Raw genomic sequence first — 14,669 nt, 5'->3', positions numbered from 1 at the left:
CTCTGTTGTCTTTCAGCCGACGCCGCAGTTGAACGTCTTGGCGGGAGTGATCAGCTTGTCCGGAGAATCGAAGGAGCCGATGATGTCAACGTCGACCCTGCTGCGCCATTTGGTCTTCTTTGCGCCGACGCAGGTCTTGCGCGCATTGGCGCGACGGGCGCTGCCGCCCCCCTGCTTGATGTTCTTGGAGCCCGTGGCCACCGTACGCCAGCCCCCGTCGCTCTTTTGGATCTGCAGTTCTACGGTGACCTTGGCTTTGGCGCCCCCGCTGTTCTTGTCGATCCACCAGCCGTGGGCGGAAATGGTCGCCGGCGGAGTGCTGGAGTAGTGCACTGCATCGCCGCCAGTGAAGAAGACGTCAGGGGCCTGCTGGGATGCGGCAGGCGTCGGCTGGTCGGCCCAGGCCGGGGAGGAGAGGGGGATGCCGGTTGCGAGGACAGCGACGAGGGTTGTCAGGGCCAGAGACTTCGTGCGCATGGAGACACTCCACGGGACGGAGAGGAGATACGTGGCGTAGATCGTTTCCCTGAAGGTCACGTCTGTTACCTGCACCTGGATTGCGATATTTGTTCGCAGGGTGGTGGAGCGTGTCTCGGGAGAGCCGCGGAAATGCAGATGGCGCCTCCCGGGTCAGGGGGGTGCCCCTATCTGTTCCGTCAACCCTGACGAGGGTTGTTCATAGGGGTTTGGCCTGGTTTTTGGGAACGCCCCGCGAAGCGGATGTTCCTGGTTTACGACCCGGTGATCATCAGCGGCCGCAAGGCCACCCGTAACCACCAGCTGACCGCTGCCGAGAAGGAGACGAACCGCCTGGTCAGCCGCGAACGCGCCGCCAACGAACACGGCTTCGCGAACCTCAAGTCCTGGCGGATTCTGACCAAGCTCCGCACCGACACCCGGCAGGCCACCACACTCCTGCGAGCACTGCTCGTCCTGGCGAACAGCGAAGTACAGCGGTGACGAGACGGGCGGACGACCTCGCCCCGACGATCACGCCGCCTACCAGCACGAGGACCTCACCGATGGATCACACCAGCCCCGCTGAACTGCGGAAACGAGCATGGCGCAGCTTCAATGGGGCCTGCCCATGCAAGGGAATTGCTCAGGGCGTACGTGTCCCTTCGTCGCGAGTGAGACACCGAGGGCCGACGAGCTACCCCTGGGCCTCTTTGGTGAGGTGGCCGATCAGGGCGGCCAGTTGACCCGTGGTCGCGGTGAGCACGGCCGCGGGGTCGTCGCTCTCCCGGAGGCGGAGGGTGCCGTCGGGGGCGGCGGCCACGTTGACGCAGTTCGCTTGGTCTTCGCTGTAGGTCGACTTCTGCCACTTGAGTGCGTGCACTGTCAGGCCCCCTGAAGGGTGTAGAGAACGTGCTGGATCAGAGTGATCGAATCACGCGTGTCATGGTCTGCGGGAGCCGCTTTTGGGTCCACCAGCGGGAGAGCCGCTCCCGCGAGCCGACTGAACTGTGCTTCGTACCGCTCGGTCGAGACCGTGTCGTGCAGGAACGTCGAGCCGGCCGGGGTCTCAGTCAGGACCGTACGCAGGGTGGAGCGGTGCGACTCGACCACGAGGAACGGCGTGCTGAACGAGGCCAGGCCCTCGGCCGTGAACGGCAGGATCTGGATGGTCACATGGGGACGTTCTGCCAGGCGGATCAGGTGCAATAGCTGTTTGCGCATGGTGGCGGCTCCGCCGAAGCGCACGTGGAGTGCCGCTTCGTGGATGACGGCGTGGATCGACGCGGGTGATTCGCCGGAGAGGATCTTCTGCCGCTCCTCGCGGAACTGTGCAGCCCGCTCCTGCTCCTCCCCAGTGCGATTCTGCTCGCTCGACCGGAAGATCGCACGCGTGTACTCAGCGGTCTGGAGCAGTCCCGGGACAAACAGTGACTCGTACGTACGGAACGCGACGGCGGCGTGCTCCAGTTCAGCGAGGTCCAGGGCCGTCGAGCCGAGAGTGTGCCGGTACGCGTGCCACCAGCCTTTGCCGTCGTCCTCGCTCATCTCGACAAGGACATCCACTATGGGTGCACTGGTGTACCCATAGGCCTGGCACAGCTGGCGCAGCTTGCTGGACGGAATCGCAGTGCGTCCACCTTCGACGTGACTCAGGTGCGCGCGGGCCATGCCGATGTGCGCTCCGGCATCAGCAACGTTGAGCCCGGCCAGCTCGCGCAGCTTGCGCAGTTCTGCGCCAAGTCGCCGCTGCCGCTCGGTGGTGATGCTTCGCAGTGCCAACGTGCGCCCTTCGGTACGGAGTTGATGTCAGTGTGCCGCTCCGGCGGAGCAAGGTCCACGCATCCTAGCGAATAGGTTGCACCAGGTATCCCTGAGCCTCTACCGTGAGTGTTGCGACGGTCACTGTCGGAAGTCGCGCCAACTCCCCGTGCCCATAAGCCGAAAGCGCACCCGGTGCTCGTACTTGCCGGACATTGCCATCGCGGCGGTGCGGAACACTCACTCCGTACGGAGGGACGTCAGGTCATGGATCAGCGCAATCCCGCGCACCGGGAACTCCAACTCATCCACGCCTACAGCCTGTTCCTGGAGGCGGACGTGGTCGCGGCCAGGGTGTGCCGGGACTTCGTACGCGCCGTACTCCTCGCCCTGGGACGTACCGACGCCATCGCGACCGCCGTGCTCTGCACCTCCGAGCTGGTGACCAACGTCCATCTGCACACCAAGGGGGCGACCATGATCCGCATCTACGTGGACCCGCTGCGGCTACGGGTGAGCGTGTACGACGAGGACCCGGCCGTACCGGCACCCCGCGACTAGGCCGGCGAGGTCGACTGCTGGGGACGCGGCCTGGTCCTGGTCGCCGGCACGGCGGACGCGTGGGGGATCACGGCGGACCGGGGCGGACGGTTCGCCAAGGGGGTGTGGTTCGAGCTGGCGGGGTAGTGGGGCGGTGAAGGTCCTGCATGGGGGCCGTAGCTGGTGAAGCAGGACGCGAGTCACGGAGCTACAGCAGCTGTTTCGGCAGCATGGAACCATGAACCCCGCAGACGAGCAGTCACGTACCCCTGCCCGGACCGTGAAGATGGTGGTGTCCCTCACGGGTTTGCAGTGTCACCGCGAGGCCGCCGAGAAGCTCTTCGAAGCACGCCAATGGAAGATCACCAGCCGCCCGCCCGACGATGCTTTCCACCCGGCTCAGGAGGGCAGCGCTCGCTTCACGCTCGAATTTTCCGTAAAGGGGGGTGTGGTACGCCGTTCGGGCCGTGAGGCCGACCAAAAGGTGATCGACCTTGGGGCCGAAGTCGGTTTGGCGCTCGAACCGTTGGAAACGGACCTCCTCTGGAAAGACGCGCGGCAGTCTCCGATCTGGCTCGTGTGTGCCCCTCCATGGCCGCCCTCGGAGGGCGAATCATTGGGAGCCAAGTTCCGGCGGAGGAGCTACAACTGGTCGCGGCGCGCGGGTTTCAAGGACACCGGAGCCGTGCGTCGGCGTCCTTACCCGGAGGCGCGGGCGAGTATCGCTGAAGACCAGTCCCTGAGGCCGCCGTACCCCCTCAGCTACGCCCAGAACAACGAGACGGCGCGGCTGGGGCGGGCTGAGGCCCGGCGCGCCCTCCTGCAAGGTCTCACTGCCGCACTGGTCGCGGGGGCCTGTGGCCCGTGGGCCGCCGTGGCCGGGCCCGTCCTCCCGCTTCCCCTCATGCTGTTCGTAGCTTCGTGGTTCCTCTGCTATCGGCGCTTCACCTTTCTGGAGCCCGCTCGCCGCCGCTACGCGTTCTTCGCGCTCGCGCTCGTTTGTGTGGCTCTCTTCGGTCTGACCTTGGCGGGATCGGTCTTTTTGGGCGCCGGAGAGGTGGCGTGGGGGCTCGGCTTTGTCATTGGCTCACTTGTCGGCGTGCAAGGGATCCGTCTACTGCTCAGTTCCTGGAGCAAAAGACAGTTCGGCCTGGTCGTTGCCATCACCCTGGCTCCGGTTCTGTTTCCGCCGCTCCTCGGGGCCGGTTCGCTCATCCCGGCCTTCTACGGGTTGGACTTCGGCGTTCCGCCGGAAGACATGGACATCACGAGCCCTCAGAAGGCGCTCGTGTTCCTTGAGGCACTCGGTTCCAGTGCGGTCGTTCTTCTCTTCTTCCTCGCTGTCTGGGGGTACTTCAGGCACTATCGCCCGTGGCCCATGGATCGGAAGCTGACTCCGGTCTTCGCCCTGTTCACAGCGTTGGTCGCACTCGCGACCTGGTTGTTCGTGGTGGTTGAGCCGGCTTTTGACGCAGGACAGGCCGCAAGGGCGGAGTTGACCGCTCTCCGTGTCCCGGACGCGTACTCCGGCCTCGCGCCGGAGCCGGTGTGCGTCACTCCCGTCGTGCCCCTCCGTAAGCTGCCCGCCGACGGACAGCTCCTGGACCCGTCGCGGGTGTATGCCTCATTCGGGGCGGTCGACGGAAAGCTGACCCTCTGGGACCTCCGTACGCAGGAGAGCTTCCCGGTCCCGGCGAGCAAGGTGCGGGTCCTGGCCGCCGGGTCGGGCAAGGTGGGTGCCGAATTCCCCCAGACCTGTCCTGAGTCATCGCGCTGACGAACGTGGGTCCCGCTTTGCCCCATCAGAAAGGGCGCGTTCAGTCGGCCTTGGGGCGCCAGCTCGTCGCCAGGGACGCAGCCGCGCGGCCCCCTCCCCACCAGGCGGCAAGGGCGGTCACGAGGGTGCCGAGGGTTACTGCCGTCACCAGAGTGGGCGAGAGGGTAATCCCGTGGGCCGTGTCCAGTGCGGGCAGCGACACCGCCGCATACACCACGATCCCCAGCAGTCCGGCCATGACGAGCGGGACGGCCAGGAACCAGACCGCCGCACGCCGGAAGATCCGCCCGTCCCCGGTCAGGACGGCCAACGGGGCCAGCGTCCGGCCGGTCTCCAGGAACTCGGAGAAGGCCGCCGCGAGGAGCGAGCCGACGAGGACGAGGGTGCCCAGGGCACTGAGAAAGGGAACCCAACGCGACTGGTAGGCAAGGGCGAAGGAGCTGCCGCCGGATTCGGCGAGGGTACGGACGTTGGCCTTGGTGCTGAGGTCCCGGTGGGCGGCCCGCTTCACCGTCGCGATGTCGAGAGACTTGTCCGGCGGGTTGAACACGGTCACCCACAGAGTGCCTTCCGGTTCGAGCTTTGCCAGCGGCCCGGTGCGCACGATCGCGGGAGTGGGGCCGAAGAACTCGAAGTTGAGGCTGCGGAACCTTTTGTCGAGTTCCCCGTACGCCACGTGGGCTTCCTTGCCCGCCGCAGGACAGGGCAGCCCCATGGCCTGTAGGTCCGGGCAGGGGGCCTGAATGACGCGGACGGAACCGTCCTTCATATGTCCGTAGGACACCACGTGCGCGCCGCTGGGCAGGGCACGCAGGAACGGTCCGTCGAGATAGGCCCGGGAGGACGCCTGGACAGCAGCCATGGTCTGGCCGTCCTTGGCATCGAGTTGGTCCAGATTGCCGGAGATGCTGGTCATGGCACTGCCGATGACGCTTGCCTGACCGATGAGTCCGACTCCGATCACCAGCGAGGCGACCAGCCGGATCAGGCCGGCCGGCCGCGCGGCCAGAGTCCGTATCGCAATGAGCCTGGCCGGGTCAGCGCTCTTGCGGGCGGCCCTGGTCAGGGCGGGGACGAGACGCAGGAAGAGCCAGCCAAGGACGCTCGGCAGCAGGACCCACAGGAGGGTGACGGAAGCCAGGTAGAGCAGGGTGCCGCGGCGGCGCTCGCCGAGCAGCGAGTGCGCGGTGAAAACGAGCAGCAGCAGGAAGGGGAAGAGCCCGACGGCCAGCTTGCGCTGGAAGCCGCCGCGGGCCGCCACCGGGCGGGTGGAACGCGAGCGCCTCGCTGCCAACGGCCTCTGCAACGCGATGATCAGGTACATCAGGGGCGCGGTGGCCAGGGACGTACCGAGCAGGACGGGCGCTGCCGCGCGCATGTCCTGGGCGGACAGCAGATAGTCGATCCAGGGAAGTCGTACGTCTCCCACCATCAGGAGGGCCGACAGCGCGGTGCCGGTCAGCGCCCCGATCGCCACGGGTGCGAGGACGCTTCCGGCATCCATCCACAACCGGGCTCCAGCCCCGGCCCCCAGGGTGCGCAGCAGTGCGTCACGGCGGTCGCGGGAGGCTGCGGCAGTACGGGAAGCCAGGAATGCGAAGGCGAGCGCGGGGGCTGCGAGCAGCACGGCGATGAGGGTGTGAATCTGCCAGGCAGCCTGGACGATCTTCAGGTCCCCGCCGCCGGACGGACCTCCGGCCGGGCCGCCGAAGGAGACGAGGGGCGTGAGTGTGGAGGTCTGCGCCATCTTCTCGGTCGGGCGGAGATAGACGAACCGTTCACCCGGGCTCGCGAGCCCTTCCGGCCCGATCACTCCTCCGGGCTCTCCCCACCGGTGGAGGTAGTCCTCCGACTGTGGACCCTCCGCGAGGGCAGGGGAGAGGACCGCGGTACCGGGTCTGGGCCAGGACCGCAGGCCGGGCGGGAGCGGGGCGTCCGGAGTGAGCGGAATGATGACGCTCACGCTGAACTGCCGTCCGCGGTACTGGTCCCAGTACTGGCCGAAGAGCACCTTGCCCTGCTGCCCATCCCCCGCCCGCACCGGTTCGCGGGCCGCTCCTCGGCTCTCCCGCCCGTCGTACGTCGTCCAGGCGCCGGCAAAAGCCGTGGCGGCCAGCGAGAGCGAGAGGGTCGCGAAGAGCAGTGCCAGAAACCGGGTGCGCCCGCCGTGCGAGGCCCTACCGGCGTTGCGTCCGATCCGGAGCATCTGGCCGCGCAGGCCACGGGTACTCACCTCAAGTCTCCCGTCAACTCAGAGGTTGGCGCGACCAGATGGCCATCCTGGAGCTGTAGTACGCGGTCCGCGCGGGCGGCGACCTCGGCGTCGTGGGTGACGAGGAGCATGCCGCAGTTCCTTGCCTGCGGCAGGGCGAACAGGAGGTCGCACACCTGGAGTTTGGTGGCGTGGTCCAGCGCACCTGTCGGCTCGTCCGCGAGAAGCAGGTCGGGCGAGCCGATCAGTGCGCGGGCGATGGCCGTGCGCTGGCGCTCGCCGCCGGAGAGGTCGGCGGTGGAGGTCAAATCACCCGTGGGGACGCCGAGTCCGTCCAGCAGTTCCTGAGCGTTTTGATAGGCGGCCTCGCGCTCTGTCCCGGCGAGCAGCGCGGCGACGGCGACGTTCTCCACGGGGGTCAGTTCGGGCAGGAGCTCGCCGAACTGGAAGATCATGCCGAGGTGCTCCCGCCTGGCCCGGGCCAGCGCTGAACTCCGTAGTCCGGTGAGTTCCCGGCCGGCGACCACGATCTGTCCCGCCCCGGCCGGAACGAGCCCCAGAACCAAGGACAGCAGGGTGCTCTTCCCCGAGCCAGAAGGCCCCATGACCGCGATCGACTGCCCGCGTTCCACCGACAGGTTGAGTCCCTTCATCAGGGTCCGGTCGCCCACCGTATAGGCGAGCTCACGAATTTCCAGGGCCATCTCGACCGCCATCCCGACCTCAATCCCGTCCGCCATTGAGGCAGAGCCTTCTCGTTGTACGTGAGGCCACCGGCGACCTCGACCTGAGGACGCCGGTGGCTGAAATCCGGAACTTGGCAAGCCCGGGGGTTACCTCAGTGGTCGTCGCTCCACCAGACACTGCAGTCATCCGGGCCCGTCCAGGACGTGCATGCCCTCATGTCCCATATGTTGCTGCCCGCGCCGCTGTACGCGGTGGTGTTGGAGCCACTCTTGTTGTGCAACGTGTAGAGGGTGTTGCCTCCGGCGCTGCGGTTGTACTCCGTGTACGGCGAGGTGCCGTCGGGGTTTGTGTCGGCGACCGCAGCCTTGGTGCCACCAGCGGTGCGCCAGGAGTGGGCTCCGGATGTGTAGCGGTCCATGTCCGCTACCGCGTTGGTGGTCCCGACGAAACCACCCAGCAGGGCAGTGCCGAGGACAACTGCGCTTGCACGTCTGGCAATTCGGTTCATAGTCATGCCTTTCCGAATTCACTGAACATGCACCCAAAAGGTGCATGCCGAACCTATGCACCCTGGAAGGGACCTTCACGGGAAGGTCTGGGGTGGTCACGGCTTGCACACAGTCGATCACCGGTCTTCCGCAACCGGAAGTGCTGGGTAAAAAGGTGCTGGATGACCAAAAGCTGCGAATCGAGGCCAACTTGCCGCTGCCGTTGCGGCTTGTTGGAGCCAAGGGTCGTGAGAGGTCCACCCCTATGACCACTACGTCCCCCCAGCAACAGGCCATTCACGTCCCGCAGGCATGCGCCGGGGGGAGATTCGGCAAGAGCTCATCAACGGTGATTAATGCGGCGGCAACCTGCGTGCCGTTGCCGACGGCGATATTGGGGCTTCGAAAGCGCATCCGTGAACGATGGGCTGTGTCACAACGCCCCGGCGGGGGCGGTGAATACCGGTCACCAAGGGCTTCGCGAGGGTCGTAGACGTACGGCCTCAAAGGGGATATCACCGCAGGCCAGAGGTGTCTCTCCGCCCGGCGTCCACCTTGATTCCTATGCGCAGAGCACGAGTTCGGGTCTCGTTACCCGCTCCACGAAGCACCACACGAAAGCGCCTGACCCGACGAGGCGCGTTGCTTGTCCGGGTGCGGTCGGCCCTGTTCGGGGCGGCTGTGGATGCATGCCCGACGCGCCATGCGCATTGGCGTGACGGGAAGGGGTCATCTACGGAGACGGTCACCTGGCCGTGCTCCTGCGCCAGGGCCACAGTGAGCTCGCCGAAGAGGGTGTCGGTGAGGGGGTCGTGCTCATGGCGCGGGGGCCTTCGGGGGGTGTGAACAGTCGTCGAGGATGTTCGACTTGGCGATGAAGTAGCCGAGTTGGGTGCGGGTCGCGCTGCCGAATATGTCGGAGAGCTTGGCGACGTGGGCGCGGCAGGTGCGGACGTGGAGGCCCAGGCGGTGGGCGATGGCTTCGTCGGTCTGGCCTTGAACGAGGAGCCGGGCGATGCTGCGGCGGACCTGGGTGACGGTGGGGTGGTCGTCGTCGGAGGCGGGGAGGTCGTCCAGGGGGTCGTGGAGAGGTACGGCCCAGGCCCACAGCTGATCGAAGATGCCGGACAGGTGGGCGACGAGGTGGGGTTCGCGTACCTCAAGGGCATTGTGGTTGTCGGTTGTTGTGGCGAGGAAGGCCACCTCGCTGTCGAAGATCATGAGGCGGCTGACCAGTTCGTCGAGCGTGCGCACTTCGAGCCTGGCGTCGGCCAGGCGGTCGAGGTAGGCGAACAGGCCGTACCCGTAGCGGGCGGTGTGCTGGTAGAGGGAGCGCATCCGCACGCCCCGCTCCAGCATGGGGCGTCCTCGCTCCAGCCCCTGGGTAAGTAGGGACTCGCTGCGGATGCCGCCCGGCTGGAGTGTCCGCACCTCCTGCCGGCAGGCGGCAGAGGCCGCGTCGAGGGCCGCGTTGATGCGGTCCAGTCCCTGCAGGACCGTGAGCGCGGAGGAGGGCGCCGGGATCAAGGGGGATCCGTTCTGCGAGGAGGCGCGCGGGGGCGCGCAGGCGTCTACGACGACGTGGATCAGTCGTGAATCAGCCGGGAATCAGGAATGGTTCGGCCTTTCGTTCAGTTGTCGAGGATATTCGACCGGGCGATCAGGAAGCCGAGTTGGGCCCTGCTTCCGCTGCCAAGGGCGGCTGCGAGTTTGGCGATGTGCGCGCGGCAGGTGCGGACGTTCATGCCCAGGCGGCGGGCGATGGCCTCGTCGACGTACCCCTCGACGAGTAGCTTGGCGATGGAGCGCTGAACGCCAGAGATGCCTTCGGGGGTGGGGTCGTAGGCGACGGGCTCGATGAGGGGGGTCGCGCGGCGCCAGAAGTGCTCGAAGACATTGGCCAGATATTCGACGAGGCCGGGGTGGCGGAGCTCCAGTGCGATCTGCCGGTCGTCCTGGGCCGGGACGAAGGCGACCTTGCGGTCGAAGATCAGCATGCGGTCCACGAGCTCTTCCAGTGTGCGTATCTCCACCTGGCCGTCGGCCATCATCTCCGCGTAGGCCAGGGTGCCTTGGCTGTGGCGTACGGTGTGCTGATAGAGGGTGCGGATGGACCCTCCGCGGCCATTGAGCGCCTTGCCGCGTGGGACGGCGGCTTTCAGGTCGTTCTCGCTCCGCCCGCCTCCCGGTTGGATCGTCAGTACCTCGAACTTGGTGTCGGCCAGAGCCAGATCGATGGCTGAGTTGATCCGGTTGGTCCCCTCCAGCACGGTGATGGCGTAGGTGGGTGCCGGGCTCTGCGCACTGATGGCCATGAACGGCTCAAAGGCATCGCTGAGCTGGACGCTCAGGCGGCGGTTCACCTGGATGTCGTTCTCGATGGTGTGGAGCCTTTTGGCCAGCGCGGCGGCCGGCGGAACCGGGCGGAGCCAGAAGGCGTCATCCGGATCGGGGTGCAGCAGGGCGAAATCCATGAGGCACGGAGCTGCGGCGACGTCGTCCCGGGGTATCCGCCCCGAGCGCAACGCGCTCGCGTAAACCTCCTTGGAGGCTTCACACATCTCGGTTATCGCGTGGGGATGTGTCGAATTGGCTTCGTTTGTGGTCATAGGTCCGTCCCCCAGGGTCCTGAACGTGCAAGAACATGATGCACCGCCCCTGTGGTGCTGACATGGCTCAATAGGCCATCGTCTTAACGGCGGGGGTGAGGAAGCCATGGAAGTGAGGACAAAGCCGACTATGTATCAGCGAATGCTTCGTTCAGGTCTTGCGGTGGCCTTCTCCGCCGGGGTGACTCTCGGCGCGGCCTCAGCCCTGGACATCTCGTGGAGTGTCGCGCCGAAGGGGGCGGACGCGGTGGCGTCGGGCGACATCTCCTGGTCCCTCAGGCCCACGGGTGGCTCTGCTGTGGGTGCTTCGGCGCAGGGTACTCCGTCGGACATCTCCTGGTCCTTCGCCGCTCCGGTCCCTAAGGGCGTCTGACATGCCGTCGGACGACCCGTCCTTCAGACGTGAAATGGCCAAAGTGATCCGCGGCGGATGGCACCTCATTGACCTCGTCTCCGCGGTCCCCGAGCGTGGCGACTCATTGATGGTGACCCTCTTCGGCGATCCGATCCTGGTCGTTCGCGAGCAGGACGAGGACGTCCGGGCGTACCGGTGTCTTCGCCGGCCCCGGGGTGCCCCGCAGCCGATCCGGTGCGAGATCCGGTACGGCAACATCTTTGTGAACCTTGAGAAGTCCGACCACCAACTCTTCGAGGCGGAGAGTGTTCCCCGCTCCGCCTCGCGCATGACCACCCCCCGCAGCGCCTGACGCGATTCCCCCGTCGTACCTGATCGCCTCAGGCGCTCCCCCACACAGCGGCGTCCTCGTGAACCTGAACACGAGGGCGCCGCTGTGCTGTGCGGATGCGGATGCGGATGCGGATGCGGTGGCCGTGGGGGCGTGGGGGCTACGCGTTGCCCATCGCGCGGTCGAGGGTGATCTCGATGACGACCCGTTCCGGGTTCTCCCGCGGCGTGCGCCCGTAGCGTTCCTTGTAGCGCTGTTCCGCGTACGCGATCTCGGCCGGGTCGGTACGGACGCGCGCGACGCCCTCCAGGGTGGCCCACTTCCCGCGCTCCACCTGGCACACCGCCACCCGCGCCCCGGCCTCGCCCGCCGCCCGTACGTTCGCCGCCTTGCGGCTGCTGCCCGAGCAGATCACCCGGGCCGTGCCCTGCTCGGGGTCGTAGGTGACTCCCACCGGCACGACGTGTGGCGAGCCGTCCGCCCTCGGGGTAGTCAGGGTGCAGTAGTGGTGTGCATCCCAGAAGGCGCGGTACTCGGGACTCGGGTTGCGTATGTCGATGGGCATGTCCGGCAGGTTAGCCCGGGAGCCCCTGCGCAAAGTTGAGTGGAATAGACTCAACTTTGTGCGCGTTCGCATGGTCATAGAGCTTGTCGATGGTGTCCAGATGGTGTCCAGGAGGAGAGAGCAGACGTGGAAGCCGAGCTGACCAACAGGAGCCGGGACGCGATCAACGCGGCCACTCACCGGGCCGTCACCGACGGCCACCCCGATCTGACCCCCGCGCACTTGCTGCTTGCTCTGCTGGAGGGGCAGGACAACGCGAACATCGTCGATCTGCTGGCCGCCGTGGACGCGGACCAGGCGGCGGTGCGGTCCGGGGCCGAGCGGCTGCTCGCTGCGCTGCCCAGCGTCACCGGGTCCACGGTGTCGCCGCCGCAGCCGAGCCGCGAGATGCTGGCCGTCATCGCCGACGCCTCGCAGCGAGCGAAGGAGCTGGGGGATGAATTCCTCTCGACCGAGCATCTGTTGATCGGGCTGGCGGCCAAGGGCGGCCAGGCCGCGGACGTACTCAAGAATCAGGGCGCGAGCGCGGACAAGCTGCTCGACGCATTCGAGAAGAGCAGGGGAGGGCGCCGGGTGACCACTCCCGACCCGGAGGGCCAGTACAAGGCCCTGGAGAAGTTCGGCACCGACTTCACGGCCGCCGCGCGCGAGGGAAAGCTGGACCCGGTCATCGGCCGTGACCAGGAGATCCGGCGGGTGGTGCAGGTGCTGTCGCGGCGTACGAAGAACAATCCGGTGCTGATCGGTGAGCCGGGGGTCGGCAAGACCGCCGTCGTCGAGGGGCTGGCGCAGCGCATCGTGAAGGGCGACGTCCCCGAGTCGCTGAAGAACAAGAAGCTGATCTCGCTGGACCTGGGCGCGATGGTCGCCGGCGCCAAGTACCGCGGCGAGTTCGAGGAACGGCTGAAAACGGTCCTCTCCGAGATCAAGGAGAGCGACGGGCAGATCATCACGTTCATCGATGAGCTGCACACGGTGGTGGGGGCCGGTGCGGGTGGTGATTCCGCGATGGACGCCGGGAACATGCTGAAGCCCATGCTGGCGCGTGGTGAGCTGCGGATGGTCGGCGCGACCACGCTGGACGAGTACCGGGAGCGCATCGAGAAGGACCCGGCGCTGGAGCGGCGCTTCCAGCAGGTGCTGGTCGCCGAGCCGTCGGTGGAAGACACCATCGCGATTCTGCGTGGGCTCAAGGGACGGTACGAGGCGCACCACAAGGTGCAGATCGCGGACTCCGCGCTGGTCGCCGCCGCGACCCTGTCCGACCGGTACATCACCTCCCGCTTCCTGCCCGACAAGGCGATCGACCTCGTCGACGAGGCGGCGTCCCGGCTGCGGATGGAGATCGACTCCTCGCCCGTCGAGATCGACGAGCTGCAGCGGTCCGTGGACCGGCTGAAGATGGAGGAGCTGGCGCTCAAGAACGAGACCGACGCCGGTTCCGTACAGCGCCTGGAGAAGCTGCGCCGCGACCTCGCCGACAAGGAGGAGGAGCTGCGCGGACTGAATGCCCGCTGGGAGAAGGAGAAGCAGGGCCTCAACCGGGTCGGTGAGCTGAAGGAGAAGCTCGACGAGCTGCGGGGGACCGCCGAGCGCGCTCAGCGGGACGGTGACTTCGACACCGCGTCCAAGCTTCTGTACGGGGAAATCCCGGGCCTGGAGCGTGAGTTGGAGGAGGCCGCCGCCGCCGAGGCGGAGGTCCGCGAGGTCGACACCATGGTCAAGGAGGAGGTCGGCCCGGACGACATCGCGGACGTCGTCGGCTCCTGGACCGGTATCCCGGCGGGCAGGCTGCTTGAGGGCGAGACGCAGAAGCTGCTGCGGATGGAGCAGGAGCTGGGCAGGCGCCTCATCGGGCAGCGTGAGGCCGTGGGCGCGGTGTCGGACGCCGTGCGGCGCACGCGTGCCGGGATCGCCGACCCGGACCGTCCGACCGGCTCGTTCCTCTTCCTCGGCCCGACCGGTGTCGGCAAGACGGAGCTGGCGAAGGCCCTCGCGGACTTCCTCTTCGACGACGAGCGGGCCATGGTCCGTATCGACATGAGTGAGTACGGCGAGAAGCACAGCGTGGCCAGGCTGGTCGGCGCCCCGCCCGGCTACGTCGGGTACGAGGAGGGCGGCCAGCTCACCGAGGCCGTGCGCCGCCGCCCGTACAGCGTCGTGCTCCTCGACGAGGTCGAGAAGGCGCACCCGGAGGTCTTCGACGTCCTGCTGCAGGTCCTCGACGACGGCCGCCTCACCGACGGCCAGGGCCGCACGGTCGACTTCCGCAACACCATCCTGATCCTGACGTCGAACCTCGGCAGTCAGTACCTGATGGATCCGGCGACGGCGGAGGACGTCAAGAAGCAGCAGGTGCTGGACGTCGTACGGGCGTCCTTCAAGCCGGAGTTCCTGAACCGGCTCGACGACCTGGTGGTCTTCTCCGCGCTCAACAGGGAAGAGCTGGCGCACATCGCCGAGCTCCAGGTCGGCCGGCTCGCCAAGCGCCTCGCCGACCGGCGGCTGATCCTGGACGTCACCCCCGAAGCACTGGCCTGGCTGGCCGAGGAGGGCAACGACCCGGCGTACGGCGCCCGGCCGCTGCGCCGCCTCATCCAGACGGCGATCGGCGACCGCCTGGCCAAGGAGATCCTGGCCGGCGAGATCAAGGACGGCGACACGGTCCGCGTCGAGCGGGTCGGCGACGAATTGCTCGTCGGCCCCGCGACGGGCGGCGGCGGCCCGGAGATCTCCACGGAGAAGAAGCTGTAAGGGGGCTCTCCATGGAGAAGAAGCTGTAAGGGGCGCAATGAGCCCTCAAGGGTGCGATTCGCGGCGTTCTCTCAGCGCGCAGCGGATCGCACCCCGGTGGACTTGCCATCCCCCTCCCCGGGTGGGAGAGGATG

General features: G+C 67.2%; 14 protein-coding genes. 5 read left to right on the top strand and 9 right to left on the bottom strand.

Features of this window, described 5'->3' with window-relative positions:
- Positions 1-12: 12 nt before the first annotated feature.
- Positions 13-537: a hypothetical protein gene (locus AB0D18_RS04215; protein WP_362412483.1), complete on the bottom strand. Its 525-nt coding sequence runs from the start codon at positions 535-537 to the stop codon at positions 13-15.
- 183 nt (positions 538-720) lie between these two features.
- On the opposite strand from AB0D18_RS04215, the gene AB0D18_RS04210 reads away from it, so the two are divergent.
- A complete protein-coding gene (locus tag AB0D18_RS04210) occupies positions 721-960 on the top strand; it encodes a transposase family protein (protein WP_362412480.1) in 240 nt (79 codons plus the stop codon).
- A gap of 193 nt (positions 961-1,153) precedes the next feature.
- On the opposite strand, the gene AB0D18_RS04205 is transcribed toward AB0D18_RS04210, so the two are convergent.
- Together AB0D18_RS04205 and AB0D18_RS04200 are read right to left on the bottom strand one after the other, a co-directional pair.
- Positions 1,154-1,339, bottom strand: coding sequence for a DUF397 domain-containing protein (locus AB0D18_RS04205; protein ID WP_362412477.1), 186 nt, complete (start codon positions 1,337-1,339; stop codon positions 1,154-1,156).
- A gap of 2 nt (positions 1,340-1,341) precedes the next feature.
- The gene (locus AB0D18_RS04200; RefSeq protein WP_362412474.1) at positions 1,342-2,238 is read right to left on the bottom strand and encodes a helix-turn-helix transcriptional regulator; all 897 of its coding nucleotides are present in this window, start codon (positions 2,236-2,238) and stop codon (positions 1,342-1,344) included.
- A 246-nt stretch (positions 2,239-2,484) separates the two neighbouring features.
- Between AB0D18_RS04200 and AB0D18_RS04195 the strand changes: the two genes are divergently transcribed.
- Positions 2,485-2,778 carry a hypothetical protein gene (locus tag AB0D18_RS04195; RefSeq protein WP_362412471.1) on the top strand — a complete coding sequence of 98 codons (294 nt, stop codon included), beginning with the start codon at positions 2,485-2,487 and terminating at the stop codon, positions 2,776-2,778.
- A gap of 217 nt (positions 2,779-2,995) precedes the next feature.
- Positions 2,996-4,534 (top strand): hypothetical protein, encoded by a 1,539-nt coding sequence (locus AB0D18_RS04190; RefSeq protein ID WP_362412468.1) that lies wholly within the window; start codon positions 2,996-2,998, stop codon positions 4,532-4,534.
- Between the two features lie 40 nt (positions 4,535-4,574).
- On the opposite strand, the gene AB0D18_RS04185 is transcribed toward AB0D18_RS04190, so the two are convergent.
- The 5 genes from AB0D18_RS04185 to AB0D18_RS04165 form a co-directional block, all read right to left on the bottom strand.
- The gene (locus AB0D18_RS04185; protein WP_362412465.1) at positions 4,575-6,767 is read right to left on the bottom strand and encodes a hypothetical protein; all 2,193 of its coding nucleotides are present in this window, start codon (positions 6,765-6,767) and stop codon (positions 4,575-4,577) included.
- Positions 6,764-7,486 (bottom strand): ABC transporter ATP-binding protein, encoded by a 723-nt coding sequence (locus AB0D18_RS04180; RefSeq protein WP_362412462.1) that lies wholly within the window; start codon positions 7,484-7,486, stop codon positions 6,764-6,766. Before AB0D18_RS04180 ends, AB0D18_RS04185 begins: the two co-directional genes overlap by 4 nt.
- A gap of 98 nt (positions 7,487-7,584) precedes the next feature.
- Entirely contained in the window at positions 7,585-7,851 is a 267-nt protein-coding gene (locus tag AB0D18_RS04175; protein ID WP_362412459.1) for a hypothetical protein, read from the bottom strand.
- Positions 7,852-8,737: 886 nt separating this feature from the next.
- Entirely contained in the window at positions 8,738-9,448 is a 711-nt protein-coding gene (locus AB0D18_RS04170; RefSeq protein WP_362412456.1) for a helix-turn-helix transcriptional regulator, read from the bottom strand.
- Positions 9,449-9,552: 104 nt separating this feature from the next.
- Positions 9,553-10,530 (bottom strand): helix-turn-helix transcriptional regulator, encoded by a 978-nt coding sequence (locus tag AB0D18_RS04165; protein ID WP_362412454.1) that lies wholly within the window; start codon positions 10,528-10,530, stop codon positions 9,553-9,555.
- A gap of 374 nt (positions 10,531-10,904) precedes the next feature.
- Between AB0D18_RS04165 and AB0D18_RS04160 the strand changes: the two genes are divergently transcribed.
- Positions 10,905-11,237 carry a (2Fe-2S)-binding protein gene (locus AB0D18_RS04160; RefSeq protein ID WP_362412451.1) on the top strand — a complete coding sequence of 111 codons (333 nt, stop codon included), beginning with the start codon at positions 10,905-10,907 and terminating at the stop codon, positions 11,235-11,237.
- A 139-nt stretch (positions 11,238-11,376) separates the two neighbouring features.
- Here AB0D18_RS04160 and AB0D18_RS04155 read toward each other — a convergent pair whose 3' ends face one another.
- Positions 11,377-11,781, bottom strand: coding sequence for a TIGR03618 family F420-dependent PPOX class oxidoreductase (locus tag AB0D18_RS04155; RefSeq protein WP_362412448.1), 405 nt, complete (start codon positions 11,779-11,781; stop codon positions 11,377-11,379).
- A 126-nt stretch (positions 11,782-11,907) separates the two neighbouring features.
- Here AB0D18_RS04155 and clpB point away from each other — a divergent pair, with 126 nt between their 5' ends.
- A complete protein-coding gene (gene clpB / locus AB0D18_RS04150; RefSeq protein ID WP_362412445.1) occupies positions 11,908-14,535 on the top strand; it encodes an ATP-dependent chaperone ClpB in 2,628 nt (875 codons plus the stop codon).
- Positions 14,536-14,669 lie beyond the last annotated feature (134 nt).

The organism is Streptomyces sp. NPDC048442, assembly GCF_040651475.1.
Classification (GTDB): domain Bacteria; phylum Actinomycetota; class Actinomycetes; order Streptomycetales; family Streptomycetaceae; genus Streptomyces.
The sequence above is the reverse complement of the archived record's forward strand: the minus strand, read 5'-3'. Positions and strand labels throughout refer to the sequence as shown.

Excerpts from the sequence above, each read along its gene's own strand:
- AB0D18_RS04160 (WP_362412451.1), top strand. The coding sequence starts at position 10,905 with ATGCCGTCGGACGACCCGTCCTTCAGACGTGAAATGGCCAAAGTGATC.
- AB0D18_RS04180 (WP_362412462.1), bottom strand. The coding sequence starts at position 7,486 with ATGGCGGACGGGATTGAGGTCGGGATGGCGGTCGAGATGGCCCTGGAA.
- AB0D18_RS04165 (WP_362412454.1), bottom strand. The coding sequence starts at position 10,530 with ATGACCACAAACGAAGCCAATTCGACACATCCCCACGCGATAACCGAG.
- AB0D18_RS04195 (WP_362412471.1), top strand. The coding sequence starts at position 2,485 with ATGGATCAGCGCAATCCCGCGCACCGGGAACTCCAACTCATCCACGCC.
- AB0D18_RS04175 (WP_362412459.1), bottom strand. The coding sequence starts at position 7,851 with ATGGACCGCTACACATCCGGAGCCCACTCCTGGCGCACCGCTGGTGGC.
- AB0D18_RS04210 (WP_362412480.1), top strand. The coding sequence starts at position 721 with ATGTTCCTGGTTTACGACCCGGTGATCATCAGCGGCCGCAAGGCCACC.
- AB0D18_RS04190 (WP_362412468.1), top strand. The coding sequence starts at position 2,996 with ATGAACCCCGCAGACGAGCAGTCACGTACCCCTGCCCGGACCGTGAAG.
- AB0D18_RS04155 (WP_362412448.1), bottom strand. The coding sequence starts at position 11,781 with ATGCCCATCGACATACGCAACCCGAGTCCCGAGTACCGCGCCTTCTGG.